Raw genomic sequence first — 23,725 nt, forward strand, 5'->3', positions numbered from 1 at the left:
GCCAGACGCAGCGCTATCCAGACACAGCGCTATCCAGCACAATGAGGAAATGGCAACGACGGATCGGGGTCAGATCACTCTCGACGGCACAACCGTGTCCGTGACCAATCTGGGCAAGATCCTCTACCCCGAGAGCGGCACCACGAAGGCCGAAGTCATCGACTACTACACCCGTATCGCCGCAGTCATGCTTCCACATGTCGTCGGTAGACCTGGTACTCGTAAGCGTTGGCCCAACGGTGTGGACGGTCAGTCCTTCTTCGAGAAGAACCTGGCGTCGTCTGCCCCTCAGTGGCTCACGCGTGCGTCGCTGCAACATTCTGATCGCGTCGTCACTTACCCGATTTTCGATTCCGTTGCATCCCTGGCGTGGCTGGGGCAACAGGCGGCACTCGAATTACACGTTCCCCAATGGCGATTCGACGGTTCCGAGCGTGGTCCGGCGACACGACTGGTATTCGATCTCGACCCGGGTGAGGGTGTCGGATTGACCGAGTGCGCCGAGGTGGCGAGGTCGATTCGAGATCTGGTCGCAACTCTGGGGTGGACGGCCTATCCGGTAACCAGTGGTAGCAAGGGAATCCACCTCTACGTTCCATTGGATCGAGCGTTGGACGGCAGTGGTGCGTCGACTGTCGCCAAGCAGATCGCCACCGGGCTCGAGAAGCTTCACCCGGATCTCGTCACCGCGACGATGGCGCGAAATGTCCGGGCAGGCAAGATCTTCGTGGACTGGAGTCAGAACAACGCAGCCAAGACCACCATTGCGCCGTATTCGATGCGTGGTCGCGATCAACCCTATGTTGCCGCGCCGCGCAGTTGGGACGAACTCGACGATCCGAAACTGCGCCACCTGCTGTTCGACGAGGTTCTGGAGCGCGTCGAATCCGACGGTGATCTGCTGGGCGATCTGGATCCGCCGGTCTCGGCGTCTGTAGCCGATACGTTGACGCACTACCGCAACAAGAGGTCGGCCGACCGGACTCCGGAGCCGATCCCTGCTGCAGTGGACAAGGAGACAGCGGGCAATACCTTTGTGATTCAAGAACATCACGCCAGACGATTGCATTACGACGTTCGTCTCGAGCGGGATGGTGTGCTCGTGTCCTGGGCAGTCCCGAAGGGTGTGCCGACCAGTGCCGGAGAAAATCGGTTGGCCGTGCACACCGAGGATCATCCGCTCGAATACGCCACATTCTCGGGCACGATTCCGAAAGGGGAGTACGGCGGCGGTTCGATGACGATCTGGGATTCCGGGACATACGAGACCGAGAAGTGGCGTGAAGACGAGGTGATCGTGCGCTTGAGTGGGGAGCGGGTGCAGGGACGCTTCGCGCTGATCCGGACAAAGGGTGATCAGTGGTTGATGCATCTGATGAAGGATCAGAACGCGAGTTTCGGAACGGAGTTTCCCAAGAATCTCGAGCCGATGCTTGCCACCGCTGGAAAGCTCGAAGGTCTCGACCCGCAGGAGTGGGCCTTCGAAGGAAAGTGGGACGGGATTCGAGTGATTCTCGAATATCATTCGGGCACAATGTCGCTTCGCAGTCGCGCGGGTAACGACAAGACCCGGGACTATCCAGCCCTTGCCGGGTTGGCCGCGGTGCTGGACGGTCATGACGTGGTTCTCGACGGTGAGGTGGTGGCATACAACGACGCGGGAGTTACAGATTTCGGCCTCCTCCAGCGAGGTGGGGAACCGGTGTTCCTGGCCTTCGATCTTCTGTACCTCGACGGAGTGTCTTTGCTGCGGAAGTCCTATTCGGATCGCCGCACCGTGTTGAATGCGTTGGCGGGCAAGGTCGGTGAGCTCGAGGTACCACCGCAGATCGAGGGCACGGCGGAGAACGCCTTGGAGGTGAGCACCGATGCCGGGTGGGAAGGGATTGTCGCCAAACGTCGTGCATCGGTCTACCTTCCAGGGCGGCGGGGGTCGAGTTGGATCAAGGTGAAGAACTGGCGCACCCAAGAGGCGGTGATCGGTGGGTGGCGCACCGGGCAGGGCAATCGAGCGCAAGGGATCGGGGCGCTGCTCATGGGAATTCCGGGTGAGGATGGATTGACCTACGTGGGACGCGTCGGTACCGGCTTCAGTGATCGTGATTTGGAGTCACTGCTTGCGTTGCTGGAACCGTTGCGTCAGAAGGAAAGTCCGTTCGAGGCGGAACTTCCAGCAGATGACCGCAAGGGTGCGGTGTGGGTGAGGCCTGAACTCGTCGGTGAGGCGCGGTTCATGGATTGGACGGCGACCGGACGCCTTCGCCATCCGAGTTGGCGGGGTCTGCGGGAGGACAAGAAGCCGGGCGACGTGGTGCGGGAAACAAGGCAATAACGGCTAACGCACCGAGGAACGCTGCTGCGGCACAGATCTGGATCCCCATGCACATCGCCGAAGTGTAAGCCTGATTCGCTGCCTCGGCCACAATGCTCACCGGGGTAGCGTCGGCGTGGATCTGCGCCAGATCGACTGTGGAAGTGCCGACTCCGGGTTCGAAGCGGGACCGGAAAACCGTTGCTACGACTGTCCCGACGACGGCGACGCCCAGAACTCCACCCAATTCCCGTACGACACTGTTTATCGAACTCGCCATCGAAGCCTGCTGGGGCGCAACCGACGACATCGACGCAGTTGTTGCCGGAGCCATGACCGACCCCATCCCGGCGCCAACCAGTGCCATGATCGCAGCCAGGACCCCGAACGGTGCGTACCTACCCGCGGCGATCGACAAGACCAACAGTCCCACGGACATGACCGCGAGGCCGCCCGCGATCGAACTGCGCACCCCGAGTCGGCCCACCACACGATCGCTGCTGGAGGCGACAGCCGCCATCACCAGTGCAAACGGAACTGCACCGACGCCGGCAACCAATGGACCGTAACCGCGAACGAATTGGAGGTATTGCGTGTACGTGAAGAGAACACCGAACAAGGCGAAGAACGTTGCGGCCAAGATGGCATTGGAGATGCTGAACACTCGGCTGGTGAAGATGCGCACGTCTGTCATCGGCGCCGGGGCCCGCAGCTCCCACCAGACGAACCCGGCGAGAAGTGCTGTTGCGCTGACGATCTCCAGCACCGTGATGGGCGACGACCATCCGCGAAGGCTTGCTTGGGTGAGGGCATCCACGATCAAAGCCAGTCCGCCGGCGGACAACAGGAGTCCGGGGGTGTCGAAGGAACCCTTGACCATTCCTCCTGCTGAGGGCACAAGAGAAACCGTCGCGGCTATCACAACGGCGACCAGTGGGACGTTTATCCAGAAGACGCTTCCCCAACTGAAATGTTCGAGAAGTACGCCACCGGCCACGGGGCCGATCGCGATTCCCAGTCCGGCGGTTGCAGACCAGATTCCTATTGCCCGGCCTCTCTCGTGCGGGGCGAACATCGAGACGACAAGTGACAGCGTCGCCGGCATGACCAGTGCGGCGGCTGCCCCCATCACTGTTCTCCAGCCGATCAGCTGCAACGACGTGTGAGAGAGGGCAGCGAAGGCTGACCCGAGAGCGAACAAGGTGAGGCCGGTCAGAAGTATCCGACGGTGACCGAATCTCGCGCCGAGTCCACCTGCCGTGATGAGCAGGGCGGCGAACGCCAATGTGTATGCGTTGGTGATCCATTGCAGGTCGACGGTGGTCGCCCGCAGTTCGCGGGCAAGGGTCGGGATAGCGGTGTTGAGGATGGTGTTGTCGATCGTGACTACGACGAGGGATGTGCAGAGGGCGCCCAGTGCTGCCCATCGTCGCCGGTCAGTGGGTTCGAGGGAATTCATCATGTCCTTACGAATGTAACCTTACGAATGTTTAGTGATGAGAACGTACCCCCTCGCCTTACATGTGTAAAGTTTGTCGGGTGAGTGATGTTTCCGAAGATGCCGATGAAACTGGGACGAGTGGTTCTCGGAGTACTCGCGCCCGAAATCCGAGAGGAAGCGGCGCACGGCTCCGCGGAGAGATCGTCGCCGCAGCGGCGACGCTCATCGCCCGCACCGGATCGGATCAGGCGGTGACGCTCCGATCAGTCGCTCGCGAAGTCGGGATATCCGCACCATCTATCTACGGACACTTTTCCGATCGCGATGCCATTGTCGAAGCGGTGGTCTCCGAATCGCTGGAGCAGTTGCATCTCGCCGTGGCCGACGCCGTTTCCGCACACCCCGACCCGGTCGAGGGTCTGTATGCCGGGTGCTCGGCATACGTCGAGTTCGGCATTTCCGAGCCCGCTCGGTATCGGGTCTTGTTCGGGTGGTCCAGGCCGAAAGGTCAGTCACCACAATCGGATACGCGAGGACTGGCCGCCTTCAACACGCTGGTGACCAACCTCGACGCGTGCGTCGCCGCTGGGAGGTCCGCCAGCACAGACACTTTTGTCGATGCGGTATCGATCTGGACTTCGCTGCACGGACGGGTGATGTTGCGGGCCGATCTCCCGGAATTCCCGTGGCCGTCGACCGACACCGTCGGTGAGATGGTGAGGAGCCTTGCGCGGCTTGTGAACTGACGCCTCAACCGTTTGCTGATCGGCAACCAGGCGAGGTCTGATCCAGCATCGTGAGATAGGCATCGAGCTGAGCCGCGCCGGCGAGAAGGTTGCGACTGCGTGTGGTCAGCCGGTCTTGCCAGGATTCGAGGAACGCTGCCAATGAGTCCGCTCCGCCGGCCTCGCGCAGCGAATCGAGAAACTGGGCGACTTGCGACAGTCGGTAGCCGCCGCGCCGCAGCTGCCGCGCGATCTCGGCGTCGCGCACACACTCCGGACCGTATTCGCGATAACCCGTTGCTCGTTCGCGCTCGGGGTGCAGGATGCCGTGCTCTTCCCACGTGCGCAGTGTCGCCGGATGAACGCCGAGACGGCGCGCGAGCTCACCGACCGTCAGCGCTGGACCGTGGACCAGTGCCGGTGCCATGGTGGACAGAGTCCCCAGCGTTGCGGCTACCTCGGTGCGAGTTCCTCGCTCGGCGAGCAGTGTCACGTGTGCACTGTCGATCAGGCGGTAGGCGGACTCGGTGTCGCCCTGGTTGGTCGCACGCATGATTTCCGTGGCCCGCTGGTGGCCGTGACCGCCGCGCAATGCGAGGAAAGTTCGCAGGGCCTGCGCGTGCACTGGGGTGTATCGCCGGTAGCCGGCGTTGCTGCGATCGGTCGGAGGAAGGACGCCGGCGTCGTCGTAATTGCGGATCGCCTGTGCGGACAACCCGTGTTCACGGGCAAGGTCGATGGGCCGCACTGATCACCTCCGATTGAGGCTTTTCACGGTATACCCCAGGTAATTGTTGTAAAAGTTTCACTCGAATCTTCAACGATACTTTCGAAGGCAGTCCACCTTCGAAAGGGATGATCATGTCCACTGCCCCAGCGCTGAGTGAGTTCGGCCGCCAACTCGAAGACGCGGCAAGTCTTGGTCGTGCCGTCGACGAAGTGCTCGCAGCACGAACCGAGGTGCCGGCTCTGCTCGCTCTCGGCGAGCCGACTCATGGGATCAAGGCTTTTCCGTTGCTGCGCAACGAACTTCTCGGCCAACTGGTCGAACGAGGATATCGGTCGATCGTGCTCGAAACAGATGCCTTTGCGGCATTGCTTGTCGACGGCTACGTGAACGGGGGAGAGGCGGACATCGAGAAGGTGCTCGCCACAGGCTTCAGCCACGGATTCGGTGCGGTACCGGGTAACCGCGAACTCGTCGAATGGCTACGCGAGTACAACGACGGTCGCGCTCCGGCTGACCGAGTTCGCTTCTACGGCTTCGACGCTCCGGTGGAGTACTCCGGTGCACCGAGCCCGCGCCGCGCACTGTCTGCGGCAGGTGACTTCCTGCCCGCCGCGTTGCGGCCACAATCTCTCGACGACGCCGACCTCTTCCTGGGGCAGGACGCCGACTGGACCAACCCGGCGGCGATGTTCGATCCGGCTGCGTCCGTCGGCAACTCCGATCATGCTCGCGCCCTGCGCATCATTGCGGACGACCTCGGCAGCGTCCTTCGGCGCGCCGCACCAGTGCTGCGACCCGCCGACCCTGCCGGGTACGACCTGGCCCTTGCACATTCACGCACCGCTCTGGGGCTCTTGCGGTATCACTCCGCGATGGCGAGTTCCGCTCCTGATCGCATTGGAACACTGCTCAGTCTGCGTGCCGAGATGATGGCCGAGAACCTGCTGGCGGTCATCGCCCAGGAGCAGCGACGCGGGCCTAGCCTGCTGTTCGCACACAATGCCCATCTCTTGCGAATGCCGTCCGACATGCCGGTCAACGGCAACGTGGTCAGTTGGGGGAGCGCCGGCTCACTTGTCGGACTTCTCCTCGGGGAGCGTTACGTATTTTTGGCAACCGACGCCAACCCCGACAGTGATCCGGGCACGCTTCAGGGAGCGTTGGCCGATGCGACCGGTCGGCGTGCCCTGTTCTCGACTCCGGCCCTGCGAGCCGCGCTCGGCCCGTCGATCACCGCGGGAGAAGCGATCCTGCCAGGGCATCTGCCGCTGAAACCTTCGGAGTTGGACGGCGCCGACGCGGTCATCTTCGTCGCGGATACCGACGGGCAGCGTCATCAGTACTGGTAACAGCGTCAGGGGCAGAGCGCGTGCGAGAGTATCGCGACGGTGTCCGGCTGGTCCTTCGGCGTCGACGTCAGCGTCACGGTGAACGCACGATCCGGCGTCGCACCGGACAGCGTGTAGTACCCGTAGATCCCGCCACTGTGGCCGGTATAGGTGACGCCGCAGGGAAGTTCGGTGGCGCCGACGCCCATCCCGTACCCGAGCCCCTCGGCTTCGGTGGCGCCGACCTGAAGGGTGGTCATCTCGGCAAGCTGCTCGGCCGGCACCACCTGCCCGTCGAGTAGCGCACGCCAGAAGGCGTTCAGGTCTGTGCCTGTCGAGACCATCGCTCCGGCAGACCAGGGGATCGACGGTTCCGTGCGGGAAACATCGGTCAGGCCACCATCGAGATCCTGATAGCCCGTCAGGTGATCGCCCCTGATGTCGCGCTCACCGGCTGCCGGGAGGTACGTGTCTTCCAGGTCCAGCGGGTCGAGTATCCGAGACTGAAGTTCGTCGGCGTAGCTGCGGCCGGTCACCGATTCGACGAGCATTCCGAGAACGATGTAGTTGGTGTTGGTGTAGACGAACGACGTTCCGGGGACGAATTGCGCCGGTTTGCCGAGGGCGATGGCGACCGCGGCGGACGGCGTCAGCGTTCGGTCCTCGTTTGCGGCAATCCATTCGTCGGCGCCGGGTTCTCCGGCGAACTCGGGTAGGCCGCTGCGATGTTGCAACAGTTGCCGCACGGTGATTGCGCTACCGTCTGTGCCACTGCCGTCCATGTCACTGCCGTCCATGTCACTGCCGTGCAGTAGGCCCGGGAGGTACTGCTCGATCGGTGCGTCGAGGTCGACCTTGCCTTCGGCCACCAACTGCAGGACGAGTGAAGCGGTGAATGTCTTTGTCACACTTCCGATCCGGACCCGATCATTCTTGCCGATCGAATCGCCGTTGGTCCGATTGGGTACGCCGCTGGTCATGACAGCCGTCGTGGTGCCGTCGTCGAGTGTTGCGATCGACCCGACGACACCCGACCTGGTGAGTCCGTCGAGATCCGATTGAATCTCCACTGCGCGCTGGAGCGTCGAGCAACCGATCAGCGCCGTGGTGGCTCCGATGATGACCGCGGCGACAAGGACGTATGAGCGCATGATTTCGAATCTAGGGATCCGCCGGCTCCGACGGATCCAGGAAATCCCCGATCATTCCCTGATCTTTGCCAGGCCGGGACGTAAGGCCTGTTTGTCGAAAACCGACAAATGGGATCAATGATTCCTGTCCGAACACCACGTCTACGCCGTTAACATCCGAACGAAGTGTTTGTTTTCACGTGTCTTACCAGTTCACGGCTATCGAGGTGCGCTGCCGCGCGCCGAAACGACTCCCACGAAGGACGGATGCATGAAGAAGTCGACACTCCGCACGGGAACGGTCGCTGCTCTGCTGACCGGAAGCGTCCTGTTGCTCTCCGCTGCCCCCGCCTCGGCCGACCCGGGGAGCCTCGGTAGCGGCGGCAGTAGCGGGAGCTCCGGCAGCCTGGGAAGCGCAGGAAGCATCAGCAGCGGATCAGCCGCCCTCCCCATTCCGAGTCCGGCAGGCCTGATCGCGCTGGCAGCAGCGAGCACTCAGACCGGAAAGCCCTACCAATGGGGCGGAGTCGGGCCGAACTCGTGGGACTGCTCCGGGCTGGTGCAATGGGCGTTTCGGCAGGCGGGAGTGAATCTGCCAAGGACCAGCCAACAGCAGGCCAACGTCGGACAGCCGGTTCCTCGGTGGGCCCTCGCGCCCGGCGATGTCATCACCTTCTACCCCGGTGCGACGCACGTCGGCATCTACGCCGGATTCGGAATGGTGTTCAACGCCTACGGAGTTGGTGTTCCGACCGGACTGACGCCGCTGGCGGATCTGCCGATCAACAACATCCGCAGGTTCTAGAACCTGCACAGAACCTTCACAAGTCCTCCCAGGTTCATCCACGAGGGCCGAATACAGTCAGTTCCATGAGTCAGCGAAGAGTGCTCGTGGTCGACGACGAGGTCAGTATCTGCGAGTCCATCGCAGCGAGGCTGCGTGCCGAGGGCTACGACGTCGAGTTGGCATTCGACGGTCCCAGTGCTGTGACCCGCTGCGAGCAGATGGACGCCGACCTAGTGGTGCTCGACGTGATGATGCCGGGATTCGACGGCCTCGAAGTCTGCCGCCGCATCCAGGCCGTGCGCCCGGTGCCCGTGCTGATGTTGACCGCTCGTGCCGATGAAACCGACATGCTGATCGGTCTCGGCGTCGGGGCCGACGATTATCTGAGCAAGCCGTTCAGCATGCGTGTCCTCGTCGCCCGTGTTCAGGCATTGCTTCGGCGCGCTGATCGTGCGGAGCACGCTGCTCGCCCGGTGGCCGACTTGCTCGAGTTCGGCGACGTCGTGATCGACCTGACCGAACGTCGAGTGCGTCGTGATACGCAGGAAGTCCACCTGACTCGCACCGAATTCGATCTCATCGCCTACCTGGCGGAGCGGCCGCGAGCGGCGATCCCGCGGGAGTCGCTGCTCGAGGAGATCTGGGGCTGGGGTGAGGGAGCGGGTAGTCGGACCGTCGACAGCCACGTCAAGGCTCTACGACGCAAGCTCGGACCTTCCGTGATCCGGACCGTTCACGGCGTCGGGTACGCCTGGGACGTGCCGCGATGAGCGGCGTCGACCGACTCTTTGCACGGTGGCCGCGGCCGCTGGACCCGATGCGATCGTTCAAAGTGAAGGTCGGCCTCCTGGTTGTCGCAGCGTTGTTGTTCGCCGCGGGCGGTTTCTGGCTGACGTCGCAACAACCATTTCGTTTTGCTCTCCTGACGGCGTTGGTTGTCGCTCTCGGAGTTACACAAGTGCTCGCACACGGAATGACGTCACCGCTTCGCGAGATGACAGCCGCGGCGAAGGCGATGGCGCGCGGCGATTATTCGCGGCGGGTACGAGCGACTTCCCGCGACGAAGTAGGCGAACTCGCCCATGCGTTCAATCGGATGGCCGAGGACCTCGGGGCCGACGACCGGTACCGCCGCGAGTTGATCGGCAACGTCTCCCACGAATTACGGACGCCCATCACCGCTTTGCAAGCCATGCTCGAAAACGTCGTCGACGGTGTCGAAGAACCGGATCCGGCGATGATGAAATCGGCGTTGCGGCAGACGGAACGACTGGGAGCGCTGGTGGCCGACCTTCTCGACCTCTCGAAACTCGAGGGTGGCGCCATGCCGTTGAAGCGCCGCCGTTTCGAGGTCGAGCCGTTCCTACGTGAGCTGTCGAGTGTGAGTGCGGGCGACATCGAGATAGACGTCAAGCCTCCGAAATTGTCCGTGGTAGCAGATCCGGATCGCCTCCATCAGGTGGTGACCAACCTGGTGGACAACGCGGTTCAGCACGGGAACGTCGACACGAAAGTTGTCATCCGAGTGCGTACCGGCAGTGCAGGGGAGTTGGTGCTCGATGTCCACGACGACGGCCCCGGCATCGAGCCACAAGCCCGTGAGCGAGTGTTCGACCGCTTCATCCGCGGCGGATCGACCGACGGGGGTACCGGGCTCGGCCTCGCGATCGCGAAGTGGGCGGTCGAATTACATGACGGCAGGATCGCCGTCGTCGATGCCCCGTCGGGCTGCTGCATTCGAGTAGTGCTGCCGCAGAGCTGAATCAAAGTTTCCAACGAGATCGAGAGATCTCGCGATGGCGCATGCCTTCATCAGGCATTCGCCCGTAGTTCCGAACCCGAAATTTGAACCCGAAACATGGGAGATCACATGAGCGCTCCAATAGTCATTCCGCCGAAAGCGCCGATACCGGTTGCAAAACCCAAGCGACCCAGCCGGTTCTGGCGTCCCGATCGCACGTCGATGGCCACCCGCTCGATGCTCGTCGGCGCGAGCGGCGTTGGGGCGCTGGCGGCCCTGATCCTCGATCCAGGGTTCGTGAGTATCGCGTACGTGATCGTCGGTGTCGGCGTGGTGATCGTGTTCGGGATTCTGACGCCGCCGCGGATGTCTACGACGCAGTGGGCCGCCGCGATGGGGATGCTCGCACTTCTGGGCGTTGCCGCCGTTCGCGGTGCGGAGTGGTTGGTGTTCCTCTGCGTCGTAGCTGCGTGGGTTCTGTTCACGTGGACTCTGATCGGCGGGCGGACGTGGACCGGAATACTTCTGGGAACGGTCGCTCCCTGGCGGGCACCCCACCGTACGGTCAACTTCGTTCGTCGTCGAAAACTTGCTACCCGCTCCGCTCCGCGGGTGCCGGCGGCGCGAGTTGTCGTCGTGAGCGCAGTGTCGATTCTTCTCCTGCTGATTTTCGGATCTTTGTTCGTGAGTGCGGATCCGGAGTTCGCGAAGATCTTCGGCGGCTTCGCTCCTGCCATCTCGGTGTCGAACCCGGGAGCACGGATCTTTGCCGGCGTCGTGATGGCGTTCGGCACGCTGGTTGCGGTGTACCTGCGTCGCAGAACGCCGACGGTGGACGCGTTTGCACCTGCGCCGGCGACGCCGTTGCCGATGTGGGAGTGGGCGGTCCCGCTCGGAGTGCTCAACGTGCTGTTCCTCGGTTTTGTTGCAGTACAGACGAAGACGCTGTTCGGGGGAGACGAGCACGTACAGGTGACCGACGGACTGACCTACGCGGACTACGCGCGTGAGGGTTTCTGGCAGCTCATGGCGGTTACCGTGCTGACGCTGCTCGTCATCGCCGTCGCAGTGCGGTACATCGACCGCCGCGACGCTGGATCGAGGCGTCTTGCCCGCGGACTGTTGGGTGCACTGTGCCTCTTCAGTCTGGTGATCGTGGCATCCGCTGTGCACCGGATGTGGTTGTACGAGAATCAGTACGGTTTCACGGTGCTCCGGGTCAGCGTCTTCGCGACAGAGCTGCTTCTGGGCTTCGTGTTCGTGTTGTTGCTCGTCGCAGGTATTCGGATGTCCGGGAAGTGGCTGCCCACAGCCGTTCTCGCCACTTCGGCCGTCGCGCTGCTGGCCTTCGCGGTGTTCAACCCCGATGCGTACATCGCGCAAAAGAACGTGGAGCGGTTCGAGGGCGGCAAGAGCATCGACGTTTCCTACTTACGCGGGCTCTCCGTCGACGCGGTACCTGCCTTGGATCGTCTACCGGAACCGCAGCGTTCATGTGCCTTGAGCAGATATCGATTCGGAGTGCCGGGTACCACTGCGCCCTGGGAGTTCAACGCAGCGCGTGAGAAGGCGCGCGACATCCTGGAAGCTCGCCCGGTCGGGCCGTGCCTGCAGATGTACACGGCCGGATAGACGCAGGGCGATTGTGCAGCCGCACGGCAGATATCGCGCGCGGCTGCACAATCGGCGAGCGTCGCCTGTTCGATCAGTGCACGGCGAGTGAGATTTTCTCCCGTTCCTCCGCGGACACCACGTCGCGGGTGGAGCGTAAGTCGATCGTCACGCTGTTGAGTTTGCCGCCGTAGCGGAACGCGCCCTTGTCCGCGAACTCTTCCGCGACCGGGCTTCCCCGGTTGATGCCGACGTCGAGCTGTTCGTTCATGCTGAAGATCGCCCGAGTGGTCTTCTCGATCCGACCCTCGGAGACCACCTCGTCGTCGACGCTCAGGGTTGCGGTTCCACCCTTGCCGATTCCGCCGCCGTCGTACTCGAAGTGGACGGACACCTCGCGCGCATCGGGTGCCAGCGGGTTGCGCCCACGCACGAAGGTCCGACCACCGCCGCTGAAGTTGTAGCAGTAGACGGGGACGGAATCGAGTATGTACAAAGCGAATCCGCCGAACCGGCCACCGAGGCTGACCAGCATGCCGTCGGCGACGCTACCCAGACTCGCGGTCAGCGTGTACGAGCGGTTGAAGAACGTCGGCGCGGCTTTCTCGACCAGACCGTTCATGTGTGGGTACAGCGTGAGGGTCTTGCGGCCCATCATCGGATGCGGGGGTCGTGATTCCGCGGTGGCGTGGCGACCGACCGTTCTGTCGTCCAGCGGCAACACCTGATATTTGGCCGCCTCGACGAGGAACTTTTCCTTGAGCCGGGCCAGGATCTCGGGATGCTCGTCCGCGAGATCGCGGGCCTGCGACCAGTCGACCGAGGTGTCGTACAGCTCCCAGCGGTCTTCGCTCATCGGTGTGAGCTCGAGGCCGTGAGTGGCCATCAGCCAGGGTGCGCGGTGGGCCGTGACTGCGGTCCAACCGTGATCGTAGATTCCGCGGTTGCCGAAGATCTCGAAATACTGTGTGGTGTGGCGCTCTTCGGCGTCGGGCTCGGCGAAGGTGTAGTTCATCGCCACGCCTTCCATCGGTTTCTGGGTGACCCCGTCGACGCTGGTCGGTGCCGGAATGCCGGCAGCTTCCAGGATTGTCGGCGTGATGTCGACGCAGTGATGCCATTGCTCCCTGATGCCTGGCTTGTCGATCCCCTTGGGCCAGTGGGCGATCAGACCGTTTCGGGTACCGCCGTAGTGGGACGCAACCTGCTTGGCCCACTGGTACGGGGTGTCGAGAGCCAGAGCCCACGACGCCGGATAGTGCGGGTAGCTGGTTTCGGTCCCCAATTCGTCGTAGCGTGCCAGTACGTCGGATGTCGCACTCTTGTAACCGTTGAGGCCGGCGAGGTAGTTGAACGAGCCCTCCATGCCGCCCTCGGCGGAGGCGCCGTTGTCACCCATCATGTAGAGCACCAGAGTGTTGTCGAGTACACCCATTTCCTGCAACCGGTCGACGAGCCTGCCTACCTCGTCGTCGGTGTGCTCGAGAAATGCCGCGTACAACTCCATCAAACGGGCCGAGACCTTCTTCTGGTCGTCGTCGAGTTCGTCCCAGTGTGGGAGCCCCGGAGCCCACGGGGCCAACTCGGTGTCAGGAGCGACGACGCCCAGTTCCTTCTGCTTGTGGAGGGTGATCTCACGTTGGCGATCCCACCCGTGATCGAATTCGCCGACGTACTTGTCCAGGTAGCGGTCCGGGACCTGAAGTGGAGCGTGGCACGCGCCGAAGGGGAGGTAGCAGAACCACGGCTTGTCCGGGTCCATCGTGTTGACGCCCTCGACCCATTCGATCGCGTGGTCGACGAGATCTTCGGACAGGTGGTAACCCTCCTGTGGCGTCTTGGGTAAGTCGACCATCGTGAAGTCCTCGTAGAGAACCGGGGTGAACTGATCGGACTCGGCACCGAGAAAACCGTAGAACTTGTCGAAACCCTCACGGACCGGCCACCGATCGAACGGCCCGGCAGCGGTGGTCTCCCACGTCGGGGTCTGGTGCATCTTGCCGAAAGCGCCCGTCGCATAGCCGTTTCCCTGCAGGACGCGTGCGACCGTGGCGGCAGAGGCAGGGCGGGTACCGTTGTATCCCGGTGCCGCGTTGGCCATTTCGGAGATGACACCCATACCGACACTGTGGTGGTTGCGCCCCGTCAGTGTGGCGGCACGCGTCGGCGAGCACAGAGCCGTGGTGTGGAATCGGCTGTATTTCACGCCGGTTTCGGCCAAACGCTCGGCGGTGGGCGTGCGGCACGGGCCACCGAACGCGGAGGGTGCGCCGAATCCGACGTCGTCGATCATGATCAGCAGCACGTTCGGGGCCCCGGCCGGCGGGCGAAGCGGTTCCGGGCGGGTGTACGGGGGATTCTGATCGGGGTAGTACACGGCGGCCGCGACGTTCGGCGTCTCGGGAATGATCGGGATGGAATGGCGATTCACCAGCAGGCTCCTTGGCGTATGCAAAACCGGGTCGATTAAGCAGTCGTCTTAATCTGGAGCGTATCGATCGGAATTCAGTTGGCGGCGTAGGTCTCGCTGACTGGGATAATCACCCCTGTGAGTGGTTAAGGAGTCCCTGCACTCCCTAACCGCGCACAGGGGGTGGGTCTTGCGGAATTAAGACAGTGACTTATATGGTCGGTATATGCCCGCCTCGTTGGATGCCAAGAACGCCATGATCGCCGTCGCCGAGCGGATGTTCGCCGAGCACGGTATTCACGAAGTGTCCATGCGGGACGTGGCGACTGCGGCCGGGCAGCGCAACAACTCTGCAGTTCAGTATCACTTCGGCGGGCGAGACGGTCTGGTGCTGGCCGTATTCCGGCATCGGATGGATCAGATCAATGCAGCGCGACTGACGTATCTCGACGACGTCGACGCCAGTGGGCGGACCGATCTGGTCCGTGCTTTGGTCGAAGCCTTCCTGTACCCGCTGGCCGATTTCATGGCGACGGTCGACGGGTCCAACTATGCGCGGTTCATCGCGAGAATTTCACAGTCAGTAGATACACAGAGTGCTGAGTTTCGCGAGGTCAGTGAAGGAATCAACGAGGTAGTCGGCAGGTTGACGCGGGCGTTGCCGCATCTGCCCCGCCGCGTCGCGGTTGAACGGATCGATCTGACGTTCAACATGAGCGTCTCTGCTCTGGCCATCTTCGAGCAGCGCCGCGAAGACGAAAACCCCGTTGTGCAGGCAGATTTCGATACGACGGTGGATCATCTGGTCGATCTCGCGGTAGGAGCACTGACCGCGCCCCAAAGCGCACACAAACGCACACGAGCAAAGCGGGGTGCACGCGTCGACTGACGTGTGACCCCGCGACACGACACGACAGGACGGAGTCATTCGATGGCTACCCTTACATCATCACGAACAGTCCAAATCGGCAATCACACAATCGAATTCGGACCACGCGGAATGAGGCGCAATCCGGAAGGCGTTGAATCGAGGCCGTACGAGCGGTTCACTCTGACACCCGTCACACCGTTCATCGGTGCCGAGATCAGCGATATCGACTTGCGTGATCCGTCGGAGGAGCAGATCGAGGACGTGCGCCGGGCCCTCCTCGAATGGAAGGTCGTGTTCTTTCGGGACCAGCCGATTTCGAGCTTGAATCATCGTGACTTCGCGGCCCATTGGGGTGAACTCGAGGTCCATCCACTTCTCCCGCAGGGAGAGGTCCCGGCAGTCGTCAGATTCGAACGCGGAGAGGACAGTCCAGGAACGGAGAACATCTGGCACGTCGACGTCACCTGGACGAAGACGCCGCCACTCGGTTCAGTACTTCGGGCGATCGACGTACCGCCTGCCGGTGGTGACACGCTCTGGGCCGATATGGGTAACGCCTTCGACTGCCTCCCCGACGAGATCAAGGACTTGATCGACGGCAAGGACGCCATCCACGATTTTGTGCCGTCCTTCGGACGCGGCATGAGCCCGGAGAAGTTGGAGCAGATGAAGGAGCAGTACCCGCCGGTTCTGCATCCGATGGTGCGTAAGCATCCGGAGACCGGGCGGAAGACGCTGTTCGTCAACAGCCTCTTCACCACCCACATTCCGGATATGGATCCTGTCGAAGGCAACGATCTGCTCAACCTGCTGTTCGCGCAGGTCAAGGTCCCGGACTTTCAGTGCCGCTTCAAGTGGGCGCCGAATTCCATTGCCTTCTGGGACAACCGGGCCACCCAGCACTACGCTGCGAGCGACTACTTCCCGCATCGCCGCGTCATGGAGCGGGTGGCCATCCTGGGGGACGTGCCCTTCTGATCTACTCCTGCGGAATGCGGATGATGCACCGGAAGCCGACGTGGCAGGTCGAGGACTCCTCGGATTCGCCCTGCCGCGCGGCAGGGCGGTATCGCAAGCAGTAGTTCGGTGCACACAGATGTGAGCCGCCCTTGATCACCCGTCGTGCGTAGGGTTCGCCGGCCAAGGCCTCGGTGGCGAACTCCGCGCGGGGATTGCGAGGAATGCAGCACGACGAGGCCGGCGCGACGTTCTTGGAACTGTGGGCGTGGTCGGACGTGTAGTGATCGGCCGTCCATTCCCACACGTTCCCGGCCATGTCGAACAGTCCGTAGCCGTTGGGCCGGAACTTTCCGACCGGAGCGGTGCGCTCGTACCCGTCCTCGAGCAGGTTCTCCCAGGGGAACTGGCCCTGCCATACGTTGCCACCGGGCCGCCCGCCCGGAGAGTCGTGATCGCCCCACACGTAGGCCTGGCGATCGAGTCCGCCGCGGGCGGCAAACTCCCACTCGGCCTCGGTCGGGAGTTCCTTGCCGGCCCACGCGGCGTAGGCCTGGGCGTCGAAGTACGACACGTGGGTGACGGGGTGCCGTTCGCGTCCCCCGATGTTGCTGTCGGAGCCCTCGGGATGGCGCCAATCGGCGCCGGGAGTGAACGACCACCACCGGGTGTAGTCGTCGAGTGAAACCGGGCCGGGTGGCGAATTGAAGACCAACGATCCCGGGACGAGGAGGGCTGGATCGGCGTCGGGATAGTCGGCGGCATCCGGGGCGATTTCAGCAGTGGTGACGTGGCCGGTTGCCTTCACGAAGCGTCGGAACTCGGCGACTGTCACCGCCGTCGTGTCCATCCAGAATCCGTCGACGGTGACCTGGTGAACTGGGCGTTCTTCCGGATAGAAGTCTTCGGAGCCCATCCAGTACGTCCCACCCGGGATCAAAGACATGTTCTTCGGGGGAGTTGCCGTGGAGTGAGGCGTCGTCATGAATTCAAGAATGGCACGTTGGTCACGCCGATGTGGGGAGAGTCCCACCTGGTGCCCTCGGCAGGATTCGAACCTGCGACCCTTCCTTTAGGAGAGGAATGCTCTATCCCCTGAGCTACGAGGGCGGGGAGCGTACCGACAAGTGCTGAAAACCCTGTGCTGCCGGGGTTTTCGCTTCCCGATACTACTGTTGCATCCGCTCGACCTGTCGGCACGAAGCCTCGGGCGTCACAGCTGCGCTAGTCAGTGTAGCGGCCCGCCGACGAGGTCGCGAAGTCGACGGTATCGCCGGGTGCAAGCAGGAGCCGAACCGATCGCACTGATCGCAATGGTGTTCACCGCGGAGCAGGCACGGCATGGTGCGGGAATGACCCGCAGAATCCGCTTCAACGCCTTTGCCATGAACTGCGTCGCCCACCAATCGCCAGGTCTGTGGCGTCACCCGGAGGACCAGTCGTCCAGGTATACGGATCTGAGGTACTGGACGGAATTGGCGAAGCTCCTCGAGCGTGGACGATTCGACGGGCTGTTCCTGGCCGATGTGTTGGGAACCTACGACGTGTACGGCGGCAATCACGACGCAGCGCTGCGGCAGGGCGCGCAGGTACCGGTCTCGGACCCGCTACTGCTGGCGTCGGCGATGGCTGCCGTGACCGAGCACTTGGGCTTCGGTATCACCGCAGGTACAGCTTTCGAGCATCCGTACCCGTTCGCTCGGCGCTTGAGCACCCTCGACCACCTGACGAACGGGCGAATCGGGTGGAACGTGGTCACCGGATACCTCCCGTCGGCCGCACGGAACATGGGCGAGGACGACCAACTCCAGCACGACGATCGCTACGACCACGCGGACGAGTACCTCGAAGTTCTCTACAAGTTGTGGGAAACGTCGTGGGAAGACGACGCGGTGGTGCGTGACAGAACTACCGGGGTCTACACGGACCCCTCCAAGGTTCATCCGATCGAGCACGAGGGCAAGCATTTCACGGTTCCGGGCATCCACATCTCCGAACCTTCTCCGCAGCGGACGCCGGTCATCTTCCAGGCCGGCGCGTCGCCACGCGGGGTTCGGTTCGCCGCCGAGAATGCCGAGGCGATCTTTGTGGGTGCACCGACAAAGGCGATTCTCAAAGACGCCGTTGCCCGAATCCGAAACGAACTGACGAAGGTCGGGCGCGATCCGTACTCGGCCCGCATCTACACACTGTTGACGATCGTCACCGACCGAACCCCCGAGTTGGCCCAGGCGAAGCTCGAGGACTACCGCAGCTACGCGAGTAGTGAAGGCGCACTCGTTTTCACCTCGGGGTGGATGGGAATTGATCTCTCCGGATACCGAGCGGACGAGCCGATCGGGAACGTCGAGAGCAACGCCATTCAATCCGCGGTCGCATCGTTTCGTCAGGCCGACGAGAAGGGCGGCGAATGGACGGTGGGAGACATCGCGGAGTGGGCGGGTATCGGCGGGCTCGGCCCGATCGTTGTCGGTTCCGGCGCGGAGGTCGCCGACGAGTTGCAGAAGTGGGTTGCCGAGACCGACGTCGACGGCTTCAATCTCGCTTACGCGGTGACTCCTGGAACCTTCGAAGACATTGTGGAGCATGTGATTCCGGAACTGACGAGAAGGGGCGCCTACCAGAGCGACTACGAAGCGGGGACGCTGCGCAACAAATTGTTCGGGCGAGGGGACAGGCTGCCGCTCGAACACCGAGGCCGGAGCTTCGACAGGATCCGCACTGCCGGCTGAGTGGGGATCTCAGGACCAACCGGACCCAGGCACGTGCACCGAGGTGGTGAGGTCGATCGCCTCGATGTCCGAAGACCTCAGTTCCTCACCACACGCACTACAACCCAGCCTTGCTTCGAACCGCTTTCCACACGCCTTGTGATGGAGAACGATGTCCGGACCGTCCGCGGATCTGAACCAGCGCTGACCCCACGAGATCATGCACATCACGACGGGGAAGTACGCGGTTCCCTTGTCGGTGAGTCGATACTCCGACCACTGTGGGCGATCCGGAAGCGGCCGCGTTTCCATCACACCGATCTCGGTGAGGTGCTTCAACCGATCGGCGACGATTGCCGGCGGCGCACCGGTGATCTCGGCGAACTCTCCGTAGCGACGGGCACCTCGGAAAGCTGCCCCGATGATCGCTGCCGACCAGCGATTGCCGACGAGTTCCATCGTGTGAGCCAGGATTTCCGGTCGGCGTTCGGACTTGGTGGAGCGGCGCCTCGACGTTGCTTCGGGCACACTGCGTGAGAAGTCCCCACTCGGCCCCATTTGGGAGTCCAGGGATCGCACGTCCACGTCCTCGCCGCACTCCTTGCAACGCAGGATCGGAGTGAAGTCGTTTCCGCAGGTGCTGTGCCGCAGCGGCGGTAGTGGCGTGATTTCATTCGGTGCCCACTGCTTCTCCCACGACCACATGGTGATGAGGACCGGCCAGATCGACTGGCCTTTGCGAGTGACCGAGTATTCGTGCCTCGGCGGGTTCTGCTGGTACTCCCGGCGCTCGAGCATTCCGCCGGCCGTCAGGACTGCCAACCGTGAGGACAGCACCGAGTTGGAGATTCCCCCGAGAGCCAGCCAGTCGTTGTATCGACGCGACCCCAAAAGGGCGAACCGCAGAATCCAGAGGTTCCACTCGTCTCCCAGTAGCCCGAGCGTGACCGCCAGTGCGTTGGGTCCGCCCGCAGGCAACTCGGTGACGCCCACCGACGGCGTGGGTGTCGGAGATCCGGCCGACGCCGAAGATCCGGTTGCATTCACTCGTACCACCCCGAAATCATAGGCCGCGAACCCTGCGGCACCGCGAGACCGTACCGAGTGGTCTGCAGAAAGAGTCGGGAATCACTCGATACGGGCAATGAGTAACGCTTCCTGGGTGATTTGGCAGATCTGGAGTCCGGACTGATCGAAGACCGCGGCATTCACGACTGCTCTGCCGGCATGAGCAGTGGGTGTCGAATGCTCGAAGAGGAGCCACTCGTCCGCTCGCACGGGACGCTGAAACCACATCGTGTGATCGAGGGACACGCCCGTCCAATCCGTATCGAGCGAGTGCTCCTGCCCGATGTCGTAGCCGTGCGGAGTCAGCGCGGTTGCCATCAGCATCAGATCACTGGCATAGGCGAGAGCAGCGACGTGAATCAGCGGATCGTCGCTCAGTCGCTGAGCCGAACGCATCCAGATGTTGCGCGGAGGCGCCGCCGAATGCGTCGTGGGGGACTGCGAATCGAGGGGGGACACACGAATCTCGATGGCGGAGAACTCCTCCCACACCTCGCCCAGCCCGCCGTCTGCCTCGGCCAACTCCTGCAACGTCACGCACTCAGCGGGCGGGAGCGCGGCGGGTACGGCTCGACTGTGAGTGATGCCCTCGTCGATCGAGGAGGCAGAGACCGTCGAACGGCAGACGAGTCGTCCGTCCTGGTGGACGTCGACGCCTCTGGTGGACAGGCGTTTTCCGTCCCGAAGGCGATCTACCGAGAACTCGGTTGCGCGATTCGTCGACCCCGGGCGAAGGAAGTGCGTGTGGACGGAACTGATCGCTTTGCCGTCGGTAACCGTGTGCCCGGCTGCGAGAATCGACTGGGCGACCAGTTGGCCGCCGAACAACTGAGGTAGCCGAACACCGTCGTTCGACCCTTGCCACCGGTCCTGGCCGGTCGATTCCAGATCGAAGACGTCGGCGAGACCACTCGTGGGGGCGCTCACGACGCGTGGTTTCGTGCCGGACGGGGTGGACGGGGAAAGAAGCCACTGGTCCGGGCGACGTAGTCGTCGTAGGCCTGGCCTTTGCTCTTGCGCATGCCTCGTTCGAGCAAGGCCTTACCGCTGTAGCTCACCAGTAGTTTGATCATGACGATCGGCGAGACGATCGTGATCAGCGCCAATGGATCACCAAGCGCGAGGATGAACAGTCCGACCCAGACACATGCGTCGCCGAAGTAGTTGGGATGCCGGGTCCAGGCCCAGAGTCCACGATCCATCACCATTCCCGAATTGGCCGGATCTGCCTTGAATCGGGAAAGTTGGTAGTCACCAACCGATTCGAAGACGAAGCCGACGGTCCAGACTGCGATGCCGATCGCGCCGATGACTCCGAGGGCGCGAAACTCGTACATCGCGAACTGGACGGGCAGCGACACCACGAGAATGAGGACGCCCTGGAGGCCGTAGATTTTGCGAATCAGGAACGGAACCAGCGGTCCCTGTTGATGTTTGAGCAGGGCAGTGTAGCGCTTGTCCTGCCCGTGCCCACGGTTTCGGAAACCGATGTAGAGGCCGAGTCGCATTCCCCACACCACGGTCAGTGCCAGCACCACGAGGCGACGCAGATCGTTGCCGTCCGACCCGATGGACGTCAGGTACGAGACGACGGCGACGACGGCGAAGCCAGGCCCCCAACAGATGTCGATGATCGAGTGATTGTTCATCCGGATGGCTACGGCCATCACGACTGCGATGAAGACGAGCACGGCGAGTGCGCTCACACCGAAGTTCAGTGCAAGGTCGCCCAATGGGATGTCGGTCATGCGCGCGCTTTCTGATTGTGGTGGTCGAGCAGTTCGGAAGCGAAGTCCGCGAAGGCTTCCTGTGCGCTCGGATAGGTGTGAGGAGTGCCGAGCCGGCTGGTCACGAGCAGTGCGTCGAGCGCTTTGGCATCGAGTTCTGTGGTGGTGGGCAAGAATTCGGTCGAGCCCTCGACGGCGTCGGCCGAACGCACTCCGTTACCTGCCGTGACGATCACCTGCCCGTTGGTCGTGGACTCGGGATCGACGAGGGCAGTGACCACCGGGGCTACCAGGTCGGCACCCATGATGTCGATGAATCGTGGGTCCATTCCGGACTCGGTCATCTGCGTAGTGGCATAGGGCAGTACGACATTGGTGAACACATTGCGACTCGCGCCTTCGCCGGCCGCGGTGCGGCCCAGTGCGATGACGGCACCCTTACTGGCGGCGTAGGCGGATACGGTGGGTTCGCCGTGCAGTCCTGCGGTCGAGGCAATCATCACGATGCGCCCGAATCCGGCTTCGCGCATGACTCGGGAGGCTTCAGCGGCAACCAGCGCGGTCCCGACGACGTTTGTCGTGATGACGGTGCTGAGGTTCTCGGCGGTGGTGCGATGGAGCATCTGTGGACCGCTGACCGCGGCACTGGTGATGCAGAAATCGAGTCGTCCGAACCGAGTGAGAGCGTCGTCCACCAACTTTCGACCGACCTCGGGATCGGTGACGTCGTCGTGGTTGGCGACGGCGTGGCCACCGGCTTCGAGGATTTCGTCGACAACCTGATCTGCAGGGCCCCGGCCGCTCCCGTCGAGTGTGCGATTTCGATTGTTGACGATCACCGTGACCCCTCGGCTCGCGAGATGCAGTGCGACGGCACGGCCGAGGCCCTTACCCCCTCCCGTGACGACGGCAACGCGGCCCGAGAGTGAACTGGCGGTCACGAGGCGATCCGTTCGACGAGCACCGCGACTCCGACACCGGCGGCGCCGCTGACCGCGGCCACACCGTAGCGTCCGTCGCTCCGTACCAGTTCGTCGACACACGCGCCGACGAGAATTGCTCCGGTGGCGCCGAATGCATGGCCCATCGCCATCGTGCCTCCGTTGGGGTTCATGCGGTCCGGCCCGGCGTCAAGATCGCGGCGGAACCGTAGGCAGAGCGCGGAGAAGGCCTCTGCGAACTCGAACACGTCGATGTCCTGTGGACGAAGCCCGGCTCGAGCGATGACTGCCTCCACGGCGCTCTGGCCCGCCGTGAGCATGAGAACCGGATTCACCGAAGTCGAGGCGGATCCGATGATCCGTGCGCGAGGGGTCAGGCCGGCTCTGGCCGCGGCTTTCTCGGATCCGAGGAGTAGTAGTGCTGCGCCGTCGGCCATGGCGGGAGAGGATCCGACGGTGTGCAGGTGTTCGATCTTGCCGACCTCAGGGTAGGCGGCGAGCGCGAGTGCATCCTGACCGGCGGCGCCGAGCCCTTCGAAGGCCGGAGGCAGCGCGGCGAGTCCCTCTGCCGTCGTCTCTGCCCTGACCAGTTCGTCGTGCGCGATTCCGGCTTCACCATTTCTGCCGGGAACGGGCACAACGGACCGCTCGAATGCGCCGTTGCGCCAGGCCTCGGCAGCCTTGTGCTGGGTTTCGACGCCGTACGCATCCAACTCGTCGCGGGAGTACCCCTCGATCGTGGCATTCAAGTCGGCGGCAACACCCATATGGATGGAGCCGATCTGCGCGATGGTTGCCGGGTCGATCCACAGCGGTCCGCGATCACTGAACATCGGAGTGCGGGAGACGCTTTCGACGCCACCGGCCACGACGAGGGAGACGTCGTCGCTGCGAATGCGGGCTGCGCTCTGGCCGACTGCGTCGACGCCGGATGCGCAGAAACGATTGAGGGTCGCGCCGGGAACGGAATCGCCCCAACCAGCAAGGAGTGCGGCAGTTCTCGCGATGTTCGCGCCCTGCTCGTCCACCTGCGATGCGCAACCGAGAACGACGTCGTCGATCTGCTCTGCGGCGAGGTTCGTTCGACCCTGCAAAGCCTTGGCCAGGTGGACGACAAGATCGACTGGGCTGTGTTCGTGGAGGGCACCTCGCGTCGATGCTCGGCCGCGCGGTGTGCGCACGTAGTCGAGGACAAAAGCATCAGTCATTTTCAACCCTTCAATTAGTAGAGTTACT

General features: G+C 63.0%; 20 protein-coding genes and 1 tRNA gene. 10 read left to right on the plus strand and 11 right to left on the minus strand.

Annotation, left to right across the window (positions count from 1 at the left end):
* The first annotated feature begins 49 nt into the window (after positions 1 to 49).
* Complete coding sequence (locus QM596_RS07160; protein ID WP_283308469.1) at positions 50 to 2,332, plus strand: ATP-dependent DNA ligase; 2,283 nt, start codon at positions 50 to 52, stop codon at positions 2,330 to 2,332.
* On the opposite strand, the gene QM596_RS07165 is transcribed toward QM596_RS07160, so the two are convergent.
* Positions 2,232 to 3,773, minus strand: coding sequence for an MFS transporter (locus QM596_RS07165; protein ID WP_283308470.1), 1,542 nt, complete (start codon positions 3,771 to 3,773; stop codon positions 2,232 to 2,234). The genes QM596_RS07160 and QM596_RS07165 overlap by 101 nt on opposite strands.
* A 77-nt stretch (positions 3,774 to 3,850) precedes the next feature.
* On the opposite strand from QM596_RS07165, the gene QM596_RS07170 reads away from it, so the two are divergent.
* On the plus strand, positions 3,851 to 4,498 hold the full coding sequence (locus tag QM596_RS07170; protein ID WP_283308471.1) for a TetR/AcrR family transcriptional regulator: 648 nt from the start codon (positions 3,851 to 3,853) through the stop codon (positions 4,496 to 4,498).
* A 4-nt stretch (positions 4,499 to 4,502) separates the two neighbouring features.
* On the opposite strand, the gene QM596_RS07175 is transcribed toward QM596_RS07170, so the two are convergent.
* Complete coding sequence (locus QM596_RS07175; RefSeq protein WP_019744829.1) at positions 4,503 to 5,225, minus strand: TioE family transcriptional regulator; 723 nt, start codon at positions 5,223 to 5,225, stop codon at positions 4,503 to 4,505.
* Between the two features lie 107 nt (positions 5,226 to 5,332).
* Between QM596_RS07175 and QM596_RS07180 the strand changes: the two genes are divergently transcribed.
* Positions 5,333 to 6,556, plus strand: a complete 1,224-nt coding sequence (locus tag QM596_RS07180) for an erythromycin esterase family protein (protein WP_141488560.1) — start codon at positions 5,333 to 5,335, stop codon at positions 6,554 to 6,556.
* Positions 6,557 to 6,561: 5 nt separating this feature from the next.
* Here the strand turns inward: QM596_RS07180 and QM596_RS07185 are convergent, their stop codons facing one another.
* Positions 6,562 to 7,686, minus strand: coding sequence for a serine hydrolase domain-containing protein (locus tag QM596_RS07185; RefSeq protein WP_283308474.1), 1,125 nt, complete (start codon positions 7,684 to 7,686; stop codon positions 6,562 to 6,564).
* Positions 7,687 to 7,936: 250 nt separating this feature from the next.
* Here QM596_RS07185 and QM596_RS07190 point away from each other — a divergent pair, with 250 nt between their 5' ends.
* The 4 genes from QM596_RS07190 to QM596_RS07205 all read left to right on the plus strand — a co-directional run bounded on the left by QM596_RS07190 (position 7,937) and on the right by QM596_RS07205 (position 11,825).
* Positions 7,937 to 8,470 (plus strand): NlpC/P60 family protein, encoded by a 534-nt coding sequence (locus tag QM596_RS07190; protein WP_029255974.1) that lies wholly within the window; start codon positions 7,937 to 7,939, stop codon positions 8,468 to 8,470.
* Positions 8,471 to 8,535: 65 nt separating this feature from the next.
* Complete coding sequence (locus QM596_RS07195; RefSeq protein ID WP_020908708.1) at positions 8,536 to 9,222, plus strand: response regulator transcription factor; 687 nt, start codon at positions 8,536 to 8,538, stop codon at positions 9,220 to 9,222.
* Positions 9,219 to 10,214, plus strand: a complete 996-nt coding sequence (locus QM596_RS07200) for a HAMP domain-containing sensor histidine kinase (RefSeq protein ID WP_020908707.1) — start codon at positions 9,219 to 9,221, stop codon at positions 10,212 to 10,214. The genes QM596_RS07195 and QM596_RS07200 overlap by 4 nt, the downstream gene beginning before the upstream one ends.
* Positions 10,215 to 10,322: 108 nt before the next feature.
* On the plus strand, positions 10,323 to 11,825 hold the full coding sequence (locus QM596_RS07205; protein WP_283308476.1) for a DUF4153 domain-containing protein: 1,503 nt from the start codon (positions 10,323 to 10,325) through the stop codon (positions 11,823 to 11,825).
* A gap of 73 nt (positions 11,826 to 11,898) precedes the next feature.
* Here QM596_RS07205 and QM596_RS07210 read toward each other — a convergent pair whose 3' ends face one another.
* A complete protein-coding gene (locus QM596_RS07210; protein ID WP_283308478.1) occupies positions 11,899 to 14,235 on the minus strand; it encodes an arylsulfatase in 2,337 nt (778 codons plus the stop codon).
* Positions 14,236 to 14,440: 205 nt separating this feature from the next.
* On the opposite strand from QM596_RS07210, the gene QM596_RS07215 reads away from it, so the two are divergent.
* The gene (locus QM596_RS07215; RefSeq protein WP_283308480.1) at positions 14,441 to 15,103 is read left to right on the plus strand and encodes a TetR family transcriptional regulator; all 663 of its coding nucleotides are present in this window, start codon (positions 14,441 to 14,443) and stop codon (positions 15,101 to 15,103) included.
* 42 nt (positions 15,104 to 15,145) lie between these two features.
* Positions 15,146 to 16,063, plus strand: a complete 918-nt coding sequence (locus QM596_RS07220; protein WP_020970412.1) for a TauD/TfdA dioxygenase family protein — start codon at positions 15,146 to 15,148, stop codon at positions 16,061 to 16,063.
* 1 nt (position 16,064) lies between these two features.
* On the opposite strand, the gene QM596_RS07225 is transcribed toward QM596_RS07220, so the two are convergent.
* Positions 16,065 to 17,027 (minus strand): formylglycine-generating enzyme family protein, encoded by a 963-nt coding sequence (locus tag QM596_RS07225; RefSeq protein ID WP_060938199.1) that lies wholly within the window; start codon positions 17,025 to 17,027, stop codon positions 16,065 to 16,067.
* Between the two features lie 49 nt (positions 17,028 to 17,076).
* Positions 17,077 to 17,152: transfer RNA gene (locus QM596_RS07230), tRNA-Arg, on the minus strand.
* Between the two features lie 242 nt (positions 17,153 to 17,394).
* Between QM596_RS07230 and QM596_RS07235 the strand changes: the two genes are divergently transcribed.
* Positions 17,395 to 18,774: an LLM class flavin-dependent oxidoreductase gene (locus QM596_RS07235; protein ID WP_283308775.1), complete on the plus strand. Its 1,380-nt coding sequence runs from the start codon at positions 17,395 to 17,397 to the stop codon at positions 18,772 to 18,774.
* 9 nt (positions 18,775 to 18,783) lie between these two features.
* Here the strand turns inward: QM596_RS07235 and QM596_RS07240 are convergent, their stop codons facing one another.
* From QM596_RS07240 to QM596_RS07260, 5 genes are all read right to left on the minus strand, one after another.
* Positions 18,784 to 19,800, minus strand: a complete 1,017-nt coding sequence (locus QM596_RS07240) for a winged helix-turn-helix transcriptional regulator (protein ID WP_283308482.1) — start codon at positions 19,798 to 19,800, stop codon at positions 18,784 to 18,786.
* 81 nt (positions 19,801 to 19,881) lie between these two features.
* Positions 19,882 to 20,748, minus strand: a complete 867-nt coding sequence (locus tag QM596_RS07245; protein WP_021332262.1) for an acyl-CoA thioesterase — start codon at positions 20,746 to 20,748, stop codon at positions 19,882 to 19,884.
* On the minus strand, positions 20,745 to 21,569 hold the full coding sequence (locus tag QM596_RS07250) for a DUF1295 domain-containing protein (protein ID WP_029255965.1): 825 nt from the start codon (positions 21,567 to 21,569) through the stop codon (positions 20,745 to 20,747). Before QM596_RS07250 ends, QM596_RS07245 begins: the two co-directional genes overlap by 4 nt.
* Positions 21,566 to 22,489 carry an SDR family NAD(P)-dependent oxidoreductase gene (locus tag QM596_RS07255; protein ID WP_020970396.1) on the minus strand — a complete coding sequence of 308 codons (924 nt, stop codon included), beginning with the start codon at positions 22,487 to 22,489 and terminating at the stop codon, positions 21,566 to 21,568. Before QM596_RS07255 ends, QM596_RS07250 begins: the two co-directional genes overlap by 4 nt.
* Entirely contained in the window at positions 22,486 to 23,697 is a 1,212-nt protein-coding gene (locus tag QM596_RS07260) for an acetyl-CoA C-acyltransferase (RefSeq protein ID WP_047890093.1), read from the minus strand. Before QM596_RS07260 ends, QM596_RS07255 begins: the two co-directional genes overlap by 4 nt.
* Between the last annotated feature and the right edge of the window lie 28 nt (positions 23,698 to 23,725).

The sequence above is a fragment of the Rhodococcus sp. IEGM 1406 genome, from assembly GCF_030056745.1.
GTDB lineage: Bacteria > Actinomycetota > Actinomycetes > Mycobacteriales > Mycobacteriaceae > Rhodococcus_F > Rhodococcus_F erythropolis.

Excerpts from the sequence above, each read along its gene's own strand:
- QM596_RS07195 (WP_020908708.1), top strand. The coding sequence starts at position 8,536 with ATGAGTCAGCGAAGAGTGCTCGTGGTCGACGACGAGGTCAGTATCTGC.
- QM596_RS07190 (WP_029255974.1), top strand. The coding sequence starts at position 7,937 with ATGAAGAAGTCGACACTCCGCACGGGAACGGTCGCTGCTCTGCTGACC.
- QM596_RS07260 (WP_047890093.1), bottom strand. The coding sequence starts at position 23,697 with ATGACTGATGCTTTTGTCCTCGACTACGTGCGCACACCGCGCGGCCGA.
- QM596_RS07160 (WP_283308469.1), top strand. The coding sequence starts at position 50 with ATGGCAACGACGGATCGGGGTCAGATCACTCTCGACGGCACAACCGTG.
- QM596_RS07220 (WP_020970412.1), top strand. The coding sequence starts at position 15,146 with ATGGCTACCCTTACATCATCACGAACAGTCCAAATCGGCAATCACACA.
- QM596_RS07205 (WP_283308476.1), top strand. The coding sequence starts at position 10,323 with ATGAGCGCTCCAATAGTCATTCCGCCGAAAGCGCCGATACCGGTTGCA.
- QM596_RS07180 (WP_141488560.1), top strand. The coding sequence starts at position 5,333 with ATGATCATGTCCACTGCCCCAGCGCTGAGTGAGTTCGGCCGCCAACTC.
- QM596_RS07235 (WP_283308775.1), top strand. The coding sequence starts at position 17,395 with ATGACCCGCAGAATCCGCTTCAACGCCTTTGCCATGAACTGCGTCGCC.
- QM596_RS07250 (WP_029255965.1), bottom strand. The coding sequence starts at position 21,569 with ATGACCGACATCCCATTGGGCGACCTTGCACTGAACTTCGGTGTGAGC.
- QM596_RS07165 (WP_283308470.1), bottom strand. The coding sequence starts at position 3,773 with ATGATGAATTCCCTCGAACCCACTGACCGGCGACGATGGGCAGCACTG.
- QM596_RS07225 (WP_060938199.1), bottom strand. The coding sequence starts at position 17,027 with ATGACGACGCCTCACTCCACGGCAACTCCCCCGAAGAACATGTCTTTG.
- QM596_RS07215 (WP_283308480.1), top strand. The coding sequence starts at position 14,441 with ATGCCCGCCTCGTTGGATGCCAAGAACGCCATGATCGCCGTCGCCGAG.
- QM596_RS07185 (WP_283308474.1), bottom strand. The coding sequence starts at position 7,686 with ATGCGCTCATACGTCCTTGTCGCCGCGGTCATCATCGGAGCCACCACG.
- QM596_RS07200 (WP_020908707.1), top strand. The coding sequence starts at position 9,219 with ATGAGCGGCGTCGACCGACTCTTTGCACGGTGGCCGCGGCCGCTGGAC.